General features: G+C 72.1%; 15 protein-coding genes. 7 read left to right on the top strand and 8 right to left on the bottom strand.

Annotation, left to right across the window (positions count from 1 at the left end):
* Positions 1–7: 7 nt before the first annotated feature.
* Positions 8–409, bottom strand: coding sequence for a carboxymuconolactone decarboxylase family protein (locus ACIP8Z_RS17875; RefSeq protein ID WP_402085287.1), 402 nt, complete (start codon positions 407–409; stop codon positions 8–10).
* 56 nt (positions 410–465) lie between these two features.
* On the opposite strand from ACIP8Z_RS17875, the gene ACIP8Z_RS17870 reads away from it, so the two are divergent.
* Entirely contained in the window at positions 466–1,005 is a 540-nt protein-coding gene (locus ACIP8Z_RS17870; protein WP_402084363.1) for a MarR family winged helix-turn-helix transcriptional regulator, read from the top strand.
* 69 nt (positions 1,006–1,074) lie between these two features.
* Here the strand turns inward: ACIP8Z_RS17870 and ACIP8Z_RS17865 are convergent, their stop codons facing one another.
* A complete protein-coding gene (locus tag ACIP8Z_RS17865; protein ID WP_402084361.1) occupies positions 1,075–2,064 on the bottom strand; it encodes an aldo/keto reductase in 990 nt (329 codons plus the stop codon).
* A 176-nt stretch (positions 2,065–2,240) separates the two neighbouring features.
* Complete coding sequence (gene thpR / locus ACIP8Z_RS17860; RefSeq protein ID WP_402084358.1) at positions 2,241–2,825, bottom strand: RNA 2',3'-cyclic phosphodiesterase; 585 nt, start codon at positions 2,823–2,825, stop codon at positions 2,241–2,243.
* Positions 2,826–2,858: 33 nt separating this feature from the next.
* On the opposite strand from thpR, the gene ACIP8Z_RS17855 reads away from it, so the two are divergent.
* Entirely contained in the window at positions 2,859–3,365 is a 507-nt protein-coding gene (locus tag ACIP8Z_RS17855) for a GNAT family N-acetyltransferase (RefSeq protein ID WP_402084356.1), read from the top strand.
* A gap of 121 nt (positions 3,366–3,486) precedes the next feature.
* Here ACIP8Z_RS17855 and ACIP8Z_RS17850 read toward each other — a convergent pair whose 3' ends face one another.
* Together ACIP8Z_RS17850 and ACIP8Z_RS17845 are read right to left on the bottom strand one after the other, a co-directional pair.
* A complete protein-coding gene (locus ACIP8Z_RS17850) occupies positions 3,487–4,824 on the bottom strand; it encodes an MFS transporter (RefSeq protein WP_402084353.1) in 1,338 nt (445 codons plus the stop codon).
* A gap of 26 nt (positions 4,825–4,850) precedes the next feature.
* Positions 4,851–5,294, bottom strand: a complete 444-nt coding sequence (locus tag ACIP8Z_RS17845) for a MarR family winged helix-turn-helix transcriptional regulator (protein WP_402084351.1) — start codon at positions 5,292–5,294, stop codon at positions 4,851–4,853.
* Between the two features lie 312 nt (positions 5,295–5,606).
* Here ACIP8Z_RS17845 and ACIP8Z_RS17840 point away from each other — a divergent pair, with 312 nt between their 5' ends.
* Complete coding sequence (locus ACIP8Z_RS17840; RefSeq protein WP_319310984.1) at positions 5,607–5,861, top strand: hypothetical protein; 255 nt, start codon at positions 5,607–5,609, stop codon at positions 5,859–5,861.
* On the opposite strand, the gene ACIP8Z_RS17835 is transcribed toward ACIP8Z_RS17840, so the two are convergent.
* Positions 5,831–7,282: an NCS2 family permease gene (locus ACIP8Z_RS17835; RefSeq protein ID WP_402084348.1), complete on the bottom strand. Its 1,452-nt coding sequence runs from the start codon at positions 7,280–7,282 to the stop codon at positions 5,831–5,833. The genes ACIP8Z_RS17840 and ACIP8Z_RS17835 overlap by 31 nt on opposite strands.
* A gap of 150 nt (positions 7,283–7,432) precedes the next feature.
* Between ACIP8Z_RS17835 and ACIP8Z_RS17830 the strand changes: the two genes are divergently transcribed.
* From ACIP8Z_RS17830 to ACIP8Z_RS17815, 4 genes are all read left to right on the top strand, one after another.
* On the top strand, positions 7,433–7,765 hold the full coding sequence (locus ACIP8Z_RS17830; RefSeq protein ID WP_402084345.1) for a DUF2530 domain-containing protein: 333 nt from the start codon (positions 7,433–7,435) through the stop codon (positions 7,763–7,765).
* A gap of 88 nt (positions 7,766–7,853) precedes the next feature.
* Positions 7,854–10,262 (top strand): HAD-IC family P-type ATPase, encoded by a 2,409-nt coding sequence (locus ACIP8Z_RS17825; protein WP_402084339.1) that lies wholly within the window; start codon positions 7,854–7,856, stop codon positions 10,260–10,262.
* Positions 10,263–10,663: 401 nt separating this feature from the next.
* Positions 10,664–11,281: a DUF485 domain-containing protein gene (locus tag ACIP8Z_RS17820; RefSeq protein WP_402084337.1), complete on the top strand. Its 618-nt coding sequence runs from the start codon at positions 10,664–10,666 to the stop codon at positions 11,279–11,281.
* Positions 11,278–12,897 carry a cation acetate symporter gene (locus tag ACIP8Z_RS17815; RefSeq protein WP_402084334.1) on the top strand — a complete coding sequence of 540 codons (1,620 nt, stop codon included), beginning with the start codon at positions 11,278–11,280 and terminating at the stop codon, positions 12,895–12,897. The genes ACIP8Z_RS17820 and ACIP8Z_RS17815 overlap by 4 nt, the downstream gene beginning before the upstream one ends.
* 165 nt (positions 12,898–13,062) lie before the next feature.
* On the opposite strand, the gene ACIP8Z_RS17810 is transcribed toward ACIP8Z_RS17815, so the two are convergent.
* Both ACIP8Z_RS17810 and ACIP8Z_RS17805 read right to left on the bottom strand, forming a co-directional pair.
* Positions 13,063–16,206, bottom strand: coding sequence for a sacsin N-terminal ATP-binding-like domain-containing protein (locus ACIP8Z_RS17810; protein WP_402084332.1), 3,144 nt, complete (start codon positions 16,204–16,206; stop codon positions 13,063–13,065).
* A 580-nt stretch (positions 16,207–16,786) separates the two neighbouring features.
* Positions 16,787–17,716, bottom strand: coding sequence for a DUF3027 domain-containing protein (locus ACIP8Z_RS17805; RefSeq protein WP_402084329.1), 930 nt, complete (start codon positions 17,714–17,716; stop codon positions 16,787–16,789).
* Positions 17,717–17,853 lie beyond the last annotated feature (137 nt).

The following is a 17,853-nucleotide window of genomic DNA, read 5'->3' as shown; positions in this document are numbered from 1 at the left end:
CCGGGGCTCAAGCGGCCCGGGTGAGGCGGTTCGCGAAGGTGGAGAGCGTGTACGCGCCGATGCCGAGGACGACCTCCAGGGCGTTGCGGCGGGTGTGGCCCGCGGCCTCGAAGGCGGCCAGTTCCTCGTCGCTCACCGCACCCGCGGAGGCGAGGACCCGGAGGGTGAACAGGCGGACGGCGGCGAGGCGTTCGGCGTCGGGCGCGGGGCCGAGGGCGGCCATCTTGGCCTCGTGCATGTCGACGCAGAGGTGGCACTGGTTGCGTTCGGCGACGGTCAGGACGACCGTCTCGCGGGAGTGCGGGTCGAGGGTGGTGGACTCGAAGGTCTGACTGAGCTTCAGGAAGCCGTCGAGGGTCTCGGGCGACTCCTTGAGGAGGGCGACGGCGTTGGCGGTACGGGCGGACATGTCCACGGACAAGGCGTCTCCAGGCTCGGGCGGGCGGAACGAGTAGAATCGACAACATGGTTGACCATGCGGCGAAGGAAAACGTAAACCAGGTTGTCGATAACGGCAAGGGAGAAAGCGATTCCGAGGGTGGCGGCAGGGGCTACGAACTCCCCCTGCTCCTCTTCGGAGGCTTCCGCACCCTCATCGACCGCCTCCACGCCCGCCTCGCCACCGAGGGCCACCCCGACCTGCGCCCCGCCCACGGCTTCGCCATGCAAGCCATCGGCGCGCGGGGCGCCACCGCCAGCGAGATCGGACGCCGCCTCGGCGTCTCCAAGCAGGCCGCCGGCAAGACCGTCGACCGGCTCCTCGCCCTCGGCTACGCCGAGCGCGCCGACGACCCCGCCGACGCCCGCCGCAAACTCGTCCACCTCACCCCACGGGGGTACGCGGCCCTCGCCCGCTCCGCCGCGATCTTCGACGAACTGCGGGCGGAGTGGGCGGCGGCGCTCGGCGCGGACCGCGTCAGGGACCTGGAGGCGGCCCTGCGGAACGTCGTCCCCGCGGAGACGGCGTTCCGCCTGGACGCCACCAGCTGGCTGGGCACTCCCTGACCGGCACGACGGGCGGGGGAGGCCGGGGAGCCGGGCGCTGCTACGGGGCCACCAGGCCCACCCACGCCGCTACCAGGCGAAGGCCTCCGGCGAGGGGCCCGGGCCCGGGAAGATCTCGTCGAGACCCGCCAGGACCTCCTCGCTCAGCCTGAGCTCCAGGGCGCGCAGCGCGCTCGTCAGCTGCTCGGGCGTGCGCGGGCCGACGATCGGGCCCGTCACACCCGGCCGGGTGAGCAGCCACGCGAGGGCCGCCTCGCCCGGCTCAAGGCCGTGCTTGTCGAGCAGGTCCTCGTAGGCCTGGAGCTGCGCGCGGGACGCCGGGTCGGCGAGGGTGGCCGCCGCGCGGCCCTCCGTACGCCGCTTGCCCTCGGCCTCCTTCTTCAGGACGCCGCCGAGCAGACCGCCGTGCAGCGGCGACCAGGGGATGACCCCGAGGCCGTACTCCTGCGCGGCCGGGATGACCTCCATCTCCGCGCGCCGCTCGAAGAGGTTGTAGAGGCACTGCTCGCTGACGAGGCCGACCGAGCCGCGCCGGGCGGCGGTCTCGTTGGCCTGGGCGATCTTGTAGCCGGGGAAGTTGGAGGAGCCGGCGTAGAGGATCTTGCCCTGCTGGATGAGGACGTCGACCGCCTGCCAGATCTCCTCGAAGGGGGTCGAGCGGTCGATGTGGTGGAACTGATAGAGGTCGATGTAGTCCGTGCCGAGGCGCTTGAGGCTGGCCTCGACCGCGCGGCGGATGTTCACCGCCGAGAGCTTGTCGTGGTTGGGCCAGGCCTCGCCGTCGGCGCCCATGTTCCCGTACACCTTGGTGGCGAGGACGGTGCGGTCGCGACGGCCGTCGCCCTTCGCGAACCAGGAACCGAGGATCTCCTCGGTCCGGCCCTTGTTCTCACCCCAGCCGTACACGTTGGCGGTGTCGAAGAAGTTGAGCCCCGCGTCCAGCGCCGTGTCCATGATGGCGTGGCTGGTGGCTTCGTCCGTCTGGGGTCCGAAGTTCATCGTCCCGAGGACGAGTCGGCTGACCTTGAGTCCGGTGCGTCCGAGCTGCGTGTACTCCATGGGCGCCAAGCCAACTGCTTGGAGTGCGCTCTAAGCAAGGGGGTTCCCACAGGGTGGGGAGAGACGGGGAGGAGGGGCTACTGGCCGACCACCGATGCCACCGCGATGATCGCGAACATGAGTACGAGCGCGCCGGCCATGATGCGGTTACGGGTCTTAGGGTCCACCCGTCGAGGTTAACCCGGCCGCCCCGCCGACCCCTCAAGGGGCCAGCCGCCGACCTTCTCGTACCGAGGCTGCTCGCCCCGCACCCCGCTCACCGGCAGGTTCGAGCGCACCAGGGCCAGCTCGCCCACCTCCCAGCGGGCGCCCTCGAAGGTGCCGAGCTCATCCAGGAAGGGATGCAGGTCCACCTCCTCCCCCCGCGCGCGGGCGACCGTGAGGTGAGCCTGGTACCGGCGGTGCTCGTCCATCCGCACCCCGGCCCTGCGTGCGGCGGCGTCGGAGCGCTCGGCGAGCAGCCGCAGCTCGTCCAGGTCTCCGGCGATCCCGGCCCACAGGGCGCGCCGCCCGAAGTGCCCGCCGCCGTGGAGCCGCAGCGGGAAGGGCGGTGTGCGGTGCGCGGCACGGGCGAGCCGGACGCGCAGCTCGGGCAGCAGCTCCTCGTCGACCTCCCCCATGAACGCGAGCGTGAGGTGCCAGCCGGGCCGCGAGGTCCAGCGGAGCCCGTCGGCTCCGGGGAGCCGGTGGAGCCGGTCGACGACGTGTCCGAGCTCGTCCAGCCGCTCGGGCGGCGGCAGGACGGCGGCGAAGAGCCTCATGGGGTGAGTGTGGCAGCGGTTAGCCTCTGCGGCATGAAGATCTCCATCAGGAAGGGCGGGGCGGAGGACCTCCCCGCGATACTCGGCGTCCTCGACAGCGCCGTGGTGTGGCTCAACGGCAAGGGCATCACCGCCCAGTGGGGCACGGAGTCGTTCTCGGCCCGCCCCGCGGCGGTGAAGCAGGTCGAGGACACGATGGCCGAGGGCGATCCGTGGATCGCCGAGATCGACGGCGTACCGGCGGGCACGATGACGCTGACGCCGCACCCGGGCAAGCACGTGCCGCCGGCGGACGAGCCTGAGGTGTACGTCCGCCTGCTCGCGACCGACGCGCGGTTCCACGGCCACGGGGTGGGCGCGGCGCTGCTCGCCCACGCGGCGGAGGAGACGCGGCGGCAGGGGGTGTCGCTGCTGCGGGTGGACTGCTTCGCGGGCAGCGAGGGCCGCCTGGTCGCGTACTACGAGGGCCAGGCCTTCACTCCGACGGAGACATTCGCGGTGGGCGACTGGGAAGGGCAGATCCTGGAACGGCGGGTCTGAATCCAGGACAGCGGAAGGGGCCGGGGCCGGAGCGGGGGACGGCCCACACATCTGGGCCGGGCCCCTTGCCCGGGCCCACACACCCGGCCCCCACACACCCCGGCCGCCGGCCGCCCGAGGGCTACGCCGCGGTGGCCAGCCGTTCCCGCGCCACGAACCGCACCTGTGGGTGCCCGTGGCGCCATGCCCAGGCGACCTTGAGGCCGCCCACCCGGGCCAGGACCAGGCCCACGACGACCGCCGCCGCCAGGGAGATCACGCCGCCCGTGGCGAAGCCGACGCGGGCGCCGTACGTGTCGGTGACCCAGCCGAGGAGCGGCGCGCCGATCGGCGTACCGCCGGCGAAGACCATCATGTAGAGGCTCATCACCCGGCCCCGCATGGCCGGGTCCGTCGCCATCTGGACGGCCGAGTTCGCGGTGATGTTGACCGTGAGGCCGATCATGCCGATCGGCACGAGCAGCAGCGCGAACAGCCAGAACGCCGGCGACAGGGCCGCCGCGATCTCCAGGACGCCGAAGACCGCCGCCGCGATCACCAGCATCCGCAGCCGGGTCGAGCCGCGTCGGGCCGCCGCGAGGGCGCCCACGAGCGAGCCGGCCGCCATGAGGGTGTTGAGGAAGCCGTACGCGCCCGCGCCGACGTGGAAGACGTCGCCGGAGAAGGCGGTGAGCCAGATCGGGAAGTTGAATCCGAAGGTGCCGATGAAGCCGACGAGGACGATCGGCCAGATCAGGTCCGGTCGCGCGGCCACGTAGCGCAGGCCCTCCCGCAGCTGGCCCTTGCCGCGCGGGGCGCGCTCCACCTTGTGGAGTTCGCTCGGCCGCATGAGCAGGAGGCTCGTGAGGGGCGCGAGGAAGAACAGGCCGTTGAGGAGGAAGGCCCAGCCGCTGCCGACTCCGGCGATGAGGACACCGGCGACGGCGGGGCCGACGAGCCGCGCGGACTGGAAGTTCGCGGAGTTGAGCGAGACGGCGTTGCGGAGCTGCTTCGGGCCGACCATCTCGGACACGAAGGCCTGCCGGGCCGGGTTGTCGACGACGGTCACCATGCCGAGGAGGAAGGCGATCAGGTAGACGTGCCAGACCTGGATGTTGCCGGAGAGGGTGAGGACGGCGAGCGCGATGCCGCAGAGACCGAGGGCTGCCTGGCTGACGAGCAGCAGGCGCCGCTTCGGGTAGCGGTCGGCGATGACTCCGCCGTAGAGACCGAAGAGCAGCATCGGCAGGAACTGAAGGGCCGTGGTGATGCCGACGGCGGCGGCCGAGCCGGTGAGGCTCAGGACCAGCCAGTCCTGGGTGATGCGGGCCATCCATGTACCGGTGTTGGAGACGATCGCGCCGGTGAAGAACAGCCGGTAGTTACGGATCCTGAGCGAGGAGAAGGTTTCCCCCCGCCCGCGGGTGTCGAGGGTGGGTTTGTGGACGGGTGCGGAGTCTGCTCCGGGTCCCGTACTCAAAGTGCGTCGCCTCCTTGGCGCGTGGATTACAGGTGGGCGAGCTTCTCCAGGACGGGAGCGGCCGCGCGCAGCTTGACCCACTCGTCCTCGTCCAGGCCCTCGGCGAGGGAGGCCAGCCAGGCGTTCCGCTTGCGGCGGGACTCTTCGAGCATGGCTTCGGCCTGCTCGGTCTGGCTGACGACCTTCTGCCGGCGGTCGTCGGGGTGCGGCTCCAGCCGGACCAGTCCCTTGGCTTCGAGCAGCGCGACGATGCGGGTCATCGACGGCGGCTGTACGTGCTCCTTGCGGGCCAGCTCGCCGGGTGTGGCGGAGCCGCAGAGCGCGAGGGTGCCGAGCACCGACATCTCGGTGGGGCTCAGCGACTCGTCGACGCGCTGGTGCTTGAGGCGTCGGCCCAGTCGCATGACGGAGGAGCGGAGCGCGTTCACGGCCGCGGCGTCGTCGGCTGAGCCGTGGGACAGGTCAGGCATGTTTGTTAGCCTAACTCATTACTCTGCCTAAATACCAACGGGAACGCGCTGACGTCGCACGAATCACACCCGCGTACGCCCCCACGCGCGGACGCCCGCACACCCGCGTACTCCCGCGCGTCCGCACACCCGCGCACGCCCGCCCGCCTGCACGTCCGCACGTCCCCACGCCCGCACACGTCCACCCGCTCGCACCCACGCGTGAACCGCACGCACGCAGATCACGCTTCCGCATCCATGTATCACCCAAACGAGTGAGTCGGATCCAGAAAGTGACGCAAAGGTGCCCCGGCTGCCCCGACCCTGAACGACATGGGATCGACAGTGCTCAGCCTGCGCATCGACGGTGAGCTGCTCGACCGGCTCAGGAGTCACGCCGCGAAAAGAGGAATGAGCGTCCAGGACTATGTCGTCCGGACGCTCATTCGTGAGGATTTCGACGAGCGGTTCAAGACCGCCGTCGACGAGACGGAGAAGTTCTACGGGGAGGCGGACGAGGAGCCGGCGGCCGACACGGCCGCCGACACCCCCCGCGATCACGTGAGGCCGAGCGCCGGCATCGCGTAGTAGAAGACGAAGACCGCCGACACGACGTACATGGCCACCGGGACCTCACGGCCCCGTCCGGCCGCGAGCCGCAGCACGCTGAACGCGATGAAGCCGATGCCGATGCCGTTCGTGATCGAGTACGTGAACGGCATCATCACCATGGCCAGGAACGCCGGCACCGCGATGGTGTAGTCGCTCCAGTCGATGTCCTTGACCGAACCGGCCAGGATCAGGAAGCCGACCGCGAGCAGCGCGGGCGTGGCCGCCTGGGACGGGACCATCGTGGCCAGCGGCGTGAGGAACAGCGCCACCGAGAACAGACCGCCGGTCACGACCGAGGCGAGACCCGTGCGCGCGCCCTCGCCGACGCCCGCCGTGGACTCCACGAAGCAGGTGGTGGCCGAGGAGGAGGTCGCGCCGCCGGAGGCGACGGCCAGGCCGTCCACCAGCAGGACCTTGTTGATGCCGGGGAAGTTGCCGTCCTTGTCGATCAGCTTGGCCTCGTCGCCGACGCCGAGGATCGTGCCCATGGCGTCGAAGAAGCAGGACAGCAGCACCGTGAAGACGAAGAGGATGCCGGTCAGGTAGCCGACCTTCTCGAAGCCCCCGAAGAGGCTGACCTCGCCGACGAGACCGAAGTCGGGCGAGGCGACCGGGTTGCCCGGCCACTCCGGGGTGGTCAGTCCCCAGGACGGGACGGTCGCGACCGCGTTGATCACCATCGCCACGATCGTCATGACGACGATCGAGATGAGGATCGCGCCCGGCACCTTGCGGATGATCAGCGCGAGGGTGAGCAGCGTGCCCAGGATGAAGACGAGCACCGGCCAGCCGGTGAGGTGACCGTCGGCGCCGAGCTGGAGCGGGACGGTGGTGTGCGCGGCGTCGGGGATGCGGGAGACGAAGCCCGAGTCGACGAGGCCGATCAGCATGATGAAGAGGCCGATACCGATGGCGATGCCCTTGCGCAGGCCGACCGGGACCGCGTTCATCACGCGCTCGCGCAGGCCGGTCGCGACGAGCAGCATCACGACGACACCGGCGAGGACGACCATGCCCATGGCGTCGGGCCAGGACATCCTCGGCGCGAGCTGGAGCGCCACGACCGTGTTGACGCCGAGGCCGGCGGCGAGGGCGATCGGGACGTTGCCGATGACCCCCATGAGGAGCGTCGAGAACGCCGCCGTGAGGACGGTGGCGGTGACGAGCTGGCCGCCGTCGAGCTGGTGCCCGTACATGTCCTTGGCGCTGCCGAGGATGATCGGGTTCAGCACGATGATGTAGGCCATCGCGAAGAAGGTGGCGAAACCGCCGCGGATCTCACGGGCGACGGTCGAGCCGCGCTCCGAGATCTTGAAGTAGCGGTCGAGGCCCGAGGTCGGCTCCTGGGGAGCGGAAGGCTCGGGGGGCATGGCCTTGGCGGTGGCCGAGGTGCTCATGGGGTGGGTTCCTCTTCGGGAGAGACGTCCGTTTGGCGGTTCATACGAAGGAAACCCGCCAGAGGCAAACCGTTTCAGTATGAACACATGAACGAGCGAGCGTCTATCTCCGCGCGTAGATACGATTTCCCGCCACCTAGACTGACCCCCATGGCGAAGTGGACACCGAAGCACGAGGCACCCGAGCCCCTCGAAGGGCCCGTCGTCGCCACCATCACCGGCGGAACGATCCTGTGGTTCGTCCTCTTCCTCGTCCAGGTCCCGTTCTACGGCTGGTTCGACGACCGGGACCTGACCTGGTGGGTGTGGACCTGCCTCGCCGGCGCCGGACTCGGCCTGATCGGCATCTGGTACGTACGGAAGCGCGACGCGGCGATCAAGCGGCACGAGGCGGCGCGGGCGGCGGAAGCCGGAACCGGTACTGCCGCAACCTCCGCCGGGCCGGAGTCGGCCCAGGGTCCCGAGACGCACCCCGGCGCGTAATGCCAGGGGACCATTCCCCTCCTCCCCCGGTCTGATCTTCGCCTTTCTCGGCAGGTGAACGGTCGATTCCGGTCGTACCGTCGAAAACATGACTCAGCGGGCGAAGATCGACACGGACGGCGCCGAGGCCGAGGCGGTGGGGCCACCCGTCGTCCACCGTCCCGCCGGGCTCACCTCCGCCGAGGTGGCCGAACGCGTCGCCCGCGGCGAGGTCAACGACGTCCCCGTACGGAGCTCCCGCTCGACCACGGACATCGTCCGCGCCAACGTCTTCACCCGCTTCAACGCGATCATCGGCGTGCTCTGGGTGATCATGCTCCTCGTCGCGCCGATCCAGGACAGCCTCTTCGGCTTCGTGATCATCGCCAACACCGGCATCGGCATCATCCAGGAACTCCGCGCCAAGAAGACCCTCGACGGACTCGCCGTCATCGGCGAGGCGAAACCCACCGTCCGGCGCGACGGCGTCGCCGCCGAACTCTCCACCTCAGAGATCGTCCTCGGCGACCTCATCGAACTCGGCCCCGGCGACAAGGTCGTCGTCGACGGCGAGGTGGCGGAGGCCGACAGCCTGGAGATCGACGAGTCACTGCTCACCGGAGAGGCCGACCCGGTCGTCAAGAAGCCCGGCGACCGGATGATGTCGGGCTCGTTCGTCGTCGCCGGCGGCGGCGCGTTCACCGCCACCAAGGTCGGCCGCGAGGCCTACGCGGCGCAGCTCGCCGAAGAGGCCTCCCGCTTCACGCTCGTCCACTCCGAACTGCGTACGGGCATCTCCACGATCCTCAAGTACGTGACGTGGATGATGATCCCGACCGCGATCGGGCTCGTCATCAGCCAGCTCGTCGTCAAGGACAACAACTTCAAGGACGCGGTCGCCCGTACGGTCGGCGGCATCGTCCCGATGATCCCCGAGGGCCTCGTCCTGCTCACCTCGGTCGCCTTCGCGATCGGAGTCGTACGGCTCGGGCGCAAGCAGTGCCTCGTCCAGGAACTGCCGGCGATCGAGGGCCTCGCGCGCGTGGACGTCGTGTGCCTGGACAAGACGGGCACGCTGACCGAGGGCGGCATGGACGTCACCGAGCTCCGCCCCCTCGACGGCGCGGACGGGACGTACGTACGCAAGGTCCTCGGCGCCCTGGGGGAATCGGACCCCCACCCGAACGCCTCCCTCCAGGCCATCATCGACGCCTACCCCGACACGGTGGAGTGGCGGTGCACGGAGGCGCTGCCGTTCTCGTCCGCGCGGAAGTACAGCGGGGCGGCCTTCAGCGAGGGCAACGGCGAGAACTCGACCTGGCTGCTGGGCGCCCCCGACGTCCTCCTGCCGGCCGGGGACCCGACCCTGACGGAGATCGACCACCTCAACGAACAGGGCCTGCGGGTCCTGCTCCTGGCACGGACGGCGAACGAGCTCGACTCCCCCGAGGTCGCGAAGGGCGCCCGACCGACGGCCCTGGTCGTCCTGGAACAGCGACTGCGCCCGGACGCCGCTGAGACGCTCGCGTACTTCGCCGACCAGAACGTCGCGACGAAGGTCATCTCCGGCGACAACGCGGTCTCGGTCGGAGCGGTGGCCGGAAAGCTCGACATGCCGGGCGCGGCGAACACCGTGGACGCACGCACGCTCCCCACCGACCGCGAGGAGATGGCGAAGGTCCTCGACGAGAACGCCGTCTTCGGTCGGGTCACCCCGCAGCAGAAGCGGGACATGGTGGCGGCGCTCCAGTCCCACGGACACACGGTCGCGATGACGGGCGACGGCGTGAACGACGTCCTGGCCCTGAAGGACGCGGACATCGGCGTCTCGATGGGCTCCGGCTCGGAGGCGACGCGGGCGGTGGCCCAGATCGTCCTGCTGAACAACAGCTTCGCGACACTCCCGTCGGTGGTGGCGGAGGGCCGCAGGGTGATCGGCAACATCACCCGGGTGGCCACCCTCTTCCTGACGAAGACGGTCTACTCCGTCCTCCTGGCGGTCCTGGTGGTCTGCTCGCAGGTGGAGTACCCCTTCCTCCCCCGCCACCTGACGCTCCTCTCCACCCTGACGATCGGCGTCCCGGCCTTCTTCCTGGCCCTCGCCCCCAACAAGGAACGGGCCAGGCCGAACTTCGTACGCCGGGTGATGCGGTACGCGATCCCGGGCGGCGTCATCGCGGCGGCGGCCACGTTCACGACGTACCTCCTGGCCCGCCACCACTACAGCGGCGCGGGCGCCCTGGAGGCGGAGACGAGCGCGGCCACCCTGACCCTGTTCCTGGTCTCGATGTGGGTCCTGGCGATCATCGCCCGCCCGTACACCTGGTGGCGCCTCACCCTGGTGGCCACGATGGGAGGCGCGTTCCTCCTGGTCCTCGTCGTCCCCTGGCTCCAGGACTTCTTCGCCCTGAAGCTGGTGGGCACGACGATGCCGTGGGCGGCCGTCTTCATCGCGGCGGCGGGCGGCCTGCTGCTTGAGGTCGCATGGCGATGGGTGGACCGGAGGTTCCCGGCCTAGCCGCAGGGGTCAGGCGGCAGGACGGCAGCCGGGGCGCGGCGAAGGAGCGCCCCCGACGCGGTGGTGGAGGCCGCCGCACTCGGAAAGAGGGCGGCCGCACCCGAGACTCCCGAATCCGGACCACCCGCTCGGCCGCGCCGTCGGCTCGCTCGGCGCATTCGCCGGGGTGGTCGTGCCGCGTGGCCCGCCCGGCTCCACGGGGGGCCCGAGACTCGCCCGTGACCTGCGGAAAGATCCACAACGGGGATTAGCGCCGATTCGTCGCCACGCGCACAGGATCGTCACCGAACCGACATACCGAGCGGTCGGAACCCCCTTACGCAGAGCCCGTACCCATGAGTAACGTACGCGGACCATCAGCGCCACCCGCCCGGTCCCCGGGGCGGCAAGGAGCAAGATCGATGTCGTACCACCAGCCATTCCCCGGCCCACCGCCCGTACCCCAGCACCGGAATGCCGGGCGGCACCGCCAAGAGGCGGCGTCGCAGTCCTGGGAGGGTGGATCGCCGTCCTGGGACACCGATCCACAGGCATCCTGGGACTCGCCCCCGCGGGCGTGGGACTCCTCCCCGCAGGGCTGGGACTCCTCACCTCAGGGCTGGGACTCCCCTCAGCAGCCCTGGGACGCGTCCCCGCGACCGCCCGCCGCCACCGACGACCGTGATGACCTGCACCGGCTCGGATCGGCCTACCGCAGGCTCCGCCGCGTCGCCACCTTCACCGCGCTCGGCTACTTCGTCCTCTTCCTTTTCCTGTCCGGCTACGCCCCCTCGATGATGACCAGCACCCTCACCGGTGGTCTCACCACCGGTCTGGTCCTGGGGCTCCTCCAGCTGCCCGTGGCGCTGGCCGCGATCGCGCTGTACGAGCGGATCGCACGCAACCGCGTCGACCCGCTCGCCACGGCGATCCGCGAACGCGCCGAGCAGGCGGCCGCGGCAGCCGCGCCCCGGCCGGAACGCCAGAGCCGCTCCGGACGTCCCGTGTGGGAGCGGCCCACCGGAGGTGCGCGCGCATGACCAGCTTCAGCTCCGAGGCCCAGACCATGTCGCTGATCGCGTTCATCGCGGTCATCACCGTCACGCTGCTGCTGTGCGTGATGACCGGCCCCGACCGTGACGACCTGGGCGACTTCTACACCGGTTACCGCTCGCTGTCCCCCGTGCAGAGCGGCCTCGCCATCGCCGGCGACTACATCTCCGCCGGCACCGTGCTCGGCACCATCGGGATCATCGCGCTCGTCGGCTACGACGGCGTCACGCTCGCCCTGAGCACCGTGCTCTCGCTGGTCCTGATGATGTTCCTGCTCTCCGAACCGCTGCGCAACGCCGGCCGGTTCACGATCGGCGACGTCCTCACCCGGCGTCTCCCCGGCCCCGCCGTGCGGATCGCCACGGCCGCGGTCACCCTGACCGCGCTGCTGCCGCTGGTGATCTTCCAGCTCGCGGGCGCCGGCGATCTCCTCTCCGTCGTCCTCGGCTTCGACTCCGACGGCTTCAAGACCGGGGCGATCGTGTTCCTGGGCCTGCTGATGATCGCGTACGCGGCGATCGGCGGCATGAAGGGCACCGCCTTCATCCAGATCGTCAAGACCGTCGCCCTGCTCGGCGCGTCCCTCGCGATCGCCGCGCTCATCCTCCACCGCTTCGACTTCAGCCTGCCGTCCCTGCTGGAGGCCGCCAAGCGCGGCAGCGGAGCGGGAGACGCCTATCTCGCCTCCGGCCTGCAGTTCGGCGGCGACGAACTCGACATGATCAGCACTCAGTTGACGGTCGTGCTCGGCGCCGCGGTGCTCCCGCACATCACCATGCGCATGTTCACCGCGCGCAGCGCGGCAGCCGTGCGGCGCTCGATGTCCTGGGCCGTGTCGACCGTCGTCGTGACCTGTCTGCTGATCGCCGTCATCGGCTTCGGCGCGGCGGCGATCGTCGGCCACCAGGGGATCGTCGCCGGCGACCCGCAGGGCAAGACGGCGTTCCTCATGGTCAGCCAGGCCATCATGGGCACGGACCAGACGACCGTCGAGACACTGCTGTTCACGGCCGTGGCGACAGCCATCTTCCTCACCCTGCTGGCCTCGGTCGCCGGGATCACCCTCGCCTGCGCCAACACCCTGGCGCACGACCTCATCACGCACGGGCTGCGCCGCAAGGCGCGACTGAAGGGCTCCGCGGAGATGGCCATCGCCCGGGTCGCCGCGGCGGGCGTCGGGCTCGTGGCGATCGCGATCGCCGCCGGCGCACGGCATCTGAACCTTCAGGCGCTGCTCACCCTGTCGTTCTGTATCGGCGCGTCCGCGGTCGCACCGGCCCTCATCTACAGCCTCTTCTGGCGCCGCTACTCCCGTACGGGACTGCTCGGCACCCTCATCGTGGGCAGCGCTTCCGCGTTCATCCTCATGACCGGCAGCAACCTGGTGTCCGGGTCGCCCCAGGCGATCTTCCCGGACCAGGACTTCAACTGGTTCCCGTTCACCACGTCGGGCATCCTCTCGGCCCCGCTGGGCTTCCTCGCGGGCTGGCTCGGCACGGTGCTCTACGAACGTGACCCGGCTGACCAGCGCATGCGGTACGAAGCGGTGGAGGAGACGATCCTGGCCGGCACGCCCACGGCGAACAGCGCCTCCGCGTCCTGACGCGCCCGCCCGACGAAAGGGCGCCCGGCCTGAAGTGCCGGGCCGGGCGCCCTTTCGGCGGCCGCACCCGGGACTCGCCGGGCCGGCCCACCCCCTGGACCTCGCCAGTCCCGTCCGCCTCCGAGCCCGTCCTCCGCTCGGCCCGCCCCGGAGCCGCGCGTCCGCTCAGTCGAACCAGCGGTCCCTCGCCAGTTCCGCCGTCCTCGACGGGTCCTCCAGCAGGGCCGCGACCTCGAAGCGGCGCGGCCACTGGCCCGCCGACCAGGCAAGGCCCGCCGCCACGCCCTCCAGGGTCGAGGCGTGGACGACGCCGTCCGACGTGCGGCGCCAGTCGAGTTCCGTGTCCGCCGCCCGGAGTTCCTCGTGTTCGACGTACGTCGTGGGGGTCGTCGGGCCCAGGAGGGTGCGGACCGATTCCGGGACCTCGTGCTCCTCGCCCACCGTCGCCACCTCCGCCTCCACCGCCTCGCTCAGCCGCCTCACCTGGAACAGCTCCGCCAGGTCCGCCGCCCGCGCCGGTGACACCGGGAGGAGGGGCACTCCGCCCGCCAGCGGCAGGAGGTCCGGGGCGTCCGCCACCATCGCCTCCGCCGCGTCCACGACGACCACCTCGCCGTCCACCACCGCGCGCAGCTCGTCCGGGAGCGTCACCTGCTCCGGGTCCAGGTCCGCGAGCGCCGTGTACAGCGCGTGGAGCTGGGCGTCCGTGACCTCGCGCGAGGGGTCCGCGAGGCGCGTCAGGAGTTCCGCCGCCCCGCCCGGCTCGTCGAGCAGCGCCGCCACCGACGTGCGGACGCCCAGCGCCCTCAGGACCTGCTCGTCCTCGAAGCCGGTCGCGTCGGCGGAGTCGTACAGGCCGGAGAGGAGGGGGTCCGAGCCCTCCGCGCGGAGGCCCGCCGGGCGGCGGCCGTCCAGGACCGGGTGGTCGCGGAGCCACCACGCCGTGTACGAGCGGACCGTCTCCGTCGTGCCGTCCGGCAGGAGGATCCGTACGGGCTGGGTGAGGGCGTCGCGGAGCGGGGGCTGCGCAAGCAGGGCCAGCGCCTGCGGCCAGGCGTCGTCGTCGACCAGGTCCAGGTCCCGTACGGCCACGATCTCCGTCGCCACCGGCGGCACCGGCGTCTCCGGCAGCCGGTCCAGGACGTCCTCGCACCACACGTCGACCGCGTCCAGGAGCCCCGCGTCGTCCGGCTCCGGGTAGTCGCCCTCGCGCGGCTCGACCTCGTCCGGGTCGAGGAGGAGGTCGGTGGCGCGGACCAGGGCGAAGGTGGCGAGCACTCCACAGGCGGCGAGGGGCTGTTCGCCCCAGCGGGCGGCCAGTTCGGTGTCGACGTAGGCCAGTTCGTCCTCGCGCATGACGGCGGCGAACGCCGAGCCCGGCATCACCAGCTCGCCCGCCGGGGAGAGTTCGCCGTCCTCGTCGGGCAGCGCCAGCGCGCCCAGCCAGGGCTCCTCGCCCGGTTCGAGTTCCGCGTCCCGGACCAGGGCGAGGACGGTCTCGACGAGTTCGTCGGCGTCCAGGGTGTCGGCGTCCTCGTCCCAGATCTCGCCCGCGTCGAGGGAGGCCGCGACCGCCGCCCGGACCTGCGGGGTCGTCAGGACCGCGCGGGGCGTGGCGGGCAGGGCGCCCAGCTTCTCCAGGAGCGGGTGGGCGGCCTCGGGGTGGGCGACCTTCAGCCCGAGCCGGGTCAGCTCGGCGGGGGTCCTGTCCTGGGGCAGGAGGACCTGGCGGGGGCCGATGGCCGTACGGATCCGGGCGCCCTCGGCGCCTTCCGCCAGCGGGACCGGGAGGCCCGACAGACGGTCCGGGTCGACGCCGGCGAGGGAGTCGTACAGACGCCACCACCACGTGGGGGCGCGGTCCACCCCGGCGAGGCGGTCGATCGCCTCGGTCAGGGGTACGCGGCCGACGCCGAGGGTCCGGAGCTCCGGGCGGCGCTCCAGGCCGGCGGGCAGCAGGGTCGGGAACACCTCGGCGAGGACCTCGACCGTGTCGGCGCCCGCTCCCTCCGCGACCTCGGCCTCGATCGGGCGGAGTGCGGGGAGTTCCTCGGTCGGGGCGGCGGGCGCCAGGAACGCGACCCTCGGCAGTCGGTCCAGGATCGCCTCGCGCAGGGCCCCGTCGAGGGGGCCCTTGCCGAGCGGGCCGGGGACGAGGTCGAGCGTGGCGGTCGTCACCGGCTGCCACTCGGCGAGGAGTTCGGCGTACGCGTCGGCCGCGCGCTGCACCAGGAAGTCGGTGAGCCGACCGGGCGCCGGGTGCCGCCGCGCGGTGTCCAGGGGCAGGGAGGCGATGAGGAGAGCGGGGATGCCGAGGGGTTCGTCGGTGGGCGTGGGGGCGTGCACGACCGGGGTCGTACAGGGGTGGCGCGGGGCTCCCTCCGGGTCCACGGGTACGGCCCAGGTGACGGACCAGTGGGGGCGCAGGCGCTCCTCGACCGGGCGGTCCTTGAGGAGTTCGGCGTCGAGGGGGCCGCCGTGGGAGACGGTCCGCCAGCGGTGGGTGCCGGTGGCGGAGTCGGCGATCTGCACGTATCCGTCGTCCTCGGAGCGGCGCAGCGTCCGTACTCCTTCCGGGGTCTCCACGACGATCTCCGCGAGCCCCGGAAGGGTGAGGAGGAGCGCGTCGTCGACGGAGGCGAGGAGCCGCTCGGCGAGGTCGCGGGCGGCGGTGTCGCGGAGCGGGAGGACGACGACGGTGTCGTAGCCGTCGGGGGCGGTGCCCTCGGCGGGCAGCGGGAGCCGGAGGAGGGGTACGTGGCCGTCGCGGCGGCGCAGTTCGTCGCCGAGGCCGGGGCTGTACCGGGCGGAGTCGGCGGCGAGTTCGCGGGCCTCGGCGAGGGACCAGCGGACGCCGCCGTGGCGGCCGAGGACGGCGGGCTCGTCGGTGACGGCGAGGACGGCGGCGAATCCGACGCCGAAGCGGCCGACCGCGCCGTGGGCCTGTTCGCGCTTGGCGGAGGCGCGGAGGGTCGACAGGGACTCGACGCCGGTGGCGTCCAGCGGGGCGCCGGTGTTGGCGGCGGCGAGGAGGGCGGGGCCCTCGTGGTCCGCGGGGTGCAGGGTGAGCCTGAGGCGGCCGGGGACGCCGGCGCGGTGGGCGGCGTCGGCGGCGTTCTGGGCGAGTTCGACGACGAGGCGGTCGCGGTAGCCGCCGAGGGCGAGGTCCTCCTCGGCGTTGGCGTCCTCCCGGAACCGGGCGGGGGACGCGCCCCAGGCGTCGAGCACACCCCGCCGCAGCCGTGCGGTGCCGAAGGGATCGGTTCCGTCGGTCGTCGTCCGGACGCTGACGCTCACGTCTGACTCCACTCTGCGGGGCGGTGATGGTGCGGGACCCGGGCCGGGGGCGTGAGCCCTCGGACCTGGGGCCCGAAGGTACCGCGCTCGGGGGCGGGGCTTTTGCCGGGGCGCGGTTGGGGGTGGGGGCGTGTGGGGGCGTGTGCGTCGTGTCCAGGGTGCGTCGGTGGGGGCGGGGCCGGCACGGCGCCCTGGGGGCTCCGCCCCTCGCTGTGGGCCCACGGCCCCCGAGGCGGTGCCTTTCCCCCGCGCCGGGGCCGCCCTGTCGTGGGCCTTCGTCCCACCGCGCCGGGGCCGCCCTGTCGTGGGCCTTCGTCCCACCGGGGCGGCACGCGCCCTCCCGGGGCGACGCCCGCCCCCCTCACGGGGCGGCGCCGCTGCCCGCCGGCCACCGCCGTGTGGGCAATCGTCCTGCTGGGGCGTGGGGGTCCCCCCGGACGGAGTCTGGGGGCCCCACGCCCCAGCGGAACAGTTGCCCACAACGGGGTGGGCGGGGTGGGCATCGCCCGGCTGGGGGCAGGTCCGGGCGCGGGGCCCGGCCGGGTGCGGGCCCCCGCGAAAACCTCCGGGCCCGGTCGGCGTGGACCCGGGGTTACGAGTGGCCCAGGTCTTCCGATGTCGCGTCTGGTTCCGTCGTCGAGCCGGAGTCCTTCGCCGGGCGGAGGGGGAACGCGTCCGCGCCCATCGAGTCGAGCACCGGCGGCGCCGGCCGCGGCGGCTTCGGCATGATCGCGGCCTCCGAGTGGCCCCCGCAGCCGTACGAGAGGGACACGACCCGCCCGTCCGCCGGGGAGAACTCGTTGGCGCAGATGCCGAACGTCTGCTTCAGGGAGCCCGCGAGCGGCACCAGGAAGGCGCAGGTCTCGCAGGTGGCCGGAGCGGCCTGGGCCATCGGCGTGCGGGCGCCGAAGGACTCCTCCCAGCGGTCCGCGGCCAGGTGGAGCCCGTACCGGGAGAGGACCCTGGCCCGGCGCATGCCGAGCTCCTCGGCGACCGCGGCGATCGCGCCCCGCGAGGGGGTACGGGCGACGATCTCGGCGTCCTCGACGTCGAGGTGGTCCGCCAGCTCCTCCGACACCACGGAGTTCGGCGGCGGCGCGTCCTCGCCCGAGTAGCCGGGCTCCAGGCGCAGGTCGTCCGCCTCGGTCGGCAGGAGGTCGCCGGGGCCCATGTCGCCGGGCCGCAGCCGCTCGCTCCACGGCACCCACTCTGGGGCGAGGAGCGCGTCGGAGCCGGGCAGCAGGACGGTTTCGTCAAGGGTGACGTTCTTGGCGCGGGAGGCGCGGGTGACCGTCACCGCCCAGCGCCAGCCCCGGTAGCCGGGTTCCTTGGACTCGAAGTAGTGGGTGACGACCCGGTCACCCTCGGCGATCACCTCGACGTGGGCGCCGACGATTCCGGGGAAGGCCGCCTCCTCGGCGGCCTCCCGCGCAAGGTCTACGGCCTCGGCGCACAGGCGGTCGGGGATACGCGTGGCTCGCGGGGTACGCGGGGTACCGCTTCGCGTCGTCGCAGCACTCACAGGTCTCGCTTCTCTCCTACGCCGTCTCACGGGTGCGCCGGCCGAGGGGCGGGAGCGAAGCCACGGGCGGCGGGCGGAGCGGACCTGTGGGCCGCATCGACGTCCGCGCACCCGACTTGTCTCGCGTGTCTCGGGCA

The sequence above is a fragment of the Streptomyces sp. NPDC088553 genome (genome assembly GCF_044752965.1).
Taxonomy (GTDB): domain Bacteria; phylum Actinomycetota; class Actinomycetes; order Streptomycetales; family Streptomycetaceae; genus Streptomyces.
The sequence above is the reverse complement of the archived record's forward strand: the minus strand, read 5'-3'. Positions and strand labels throughout refer to the sequence as shown.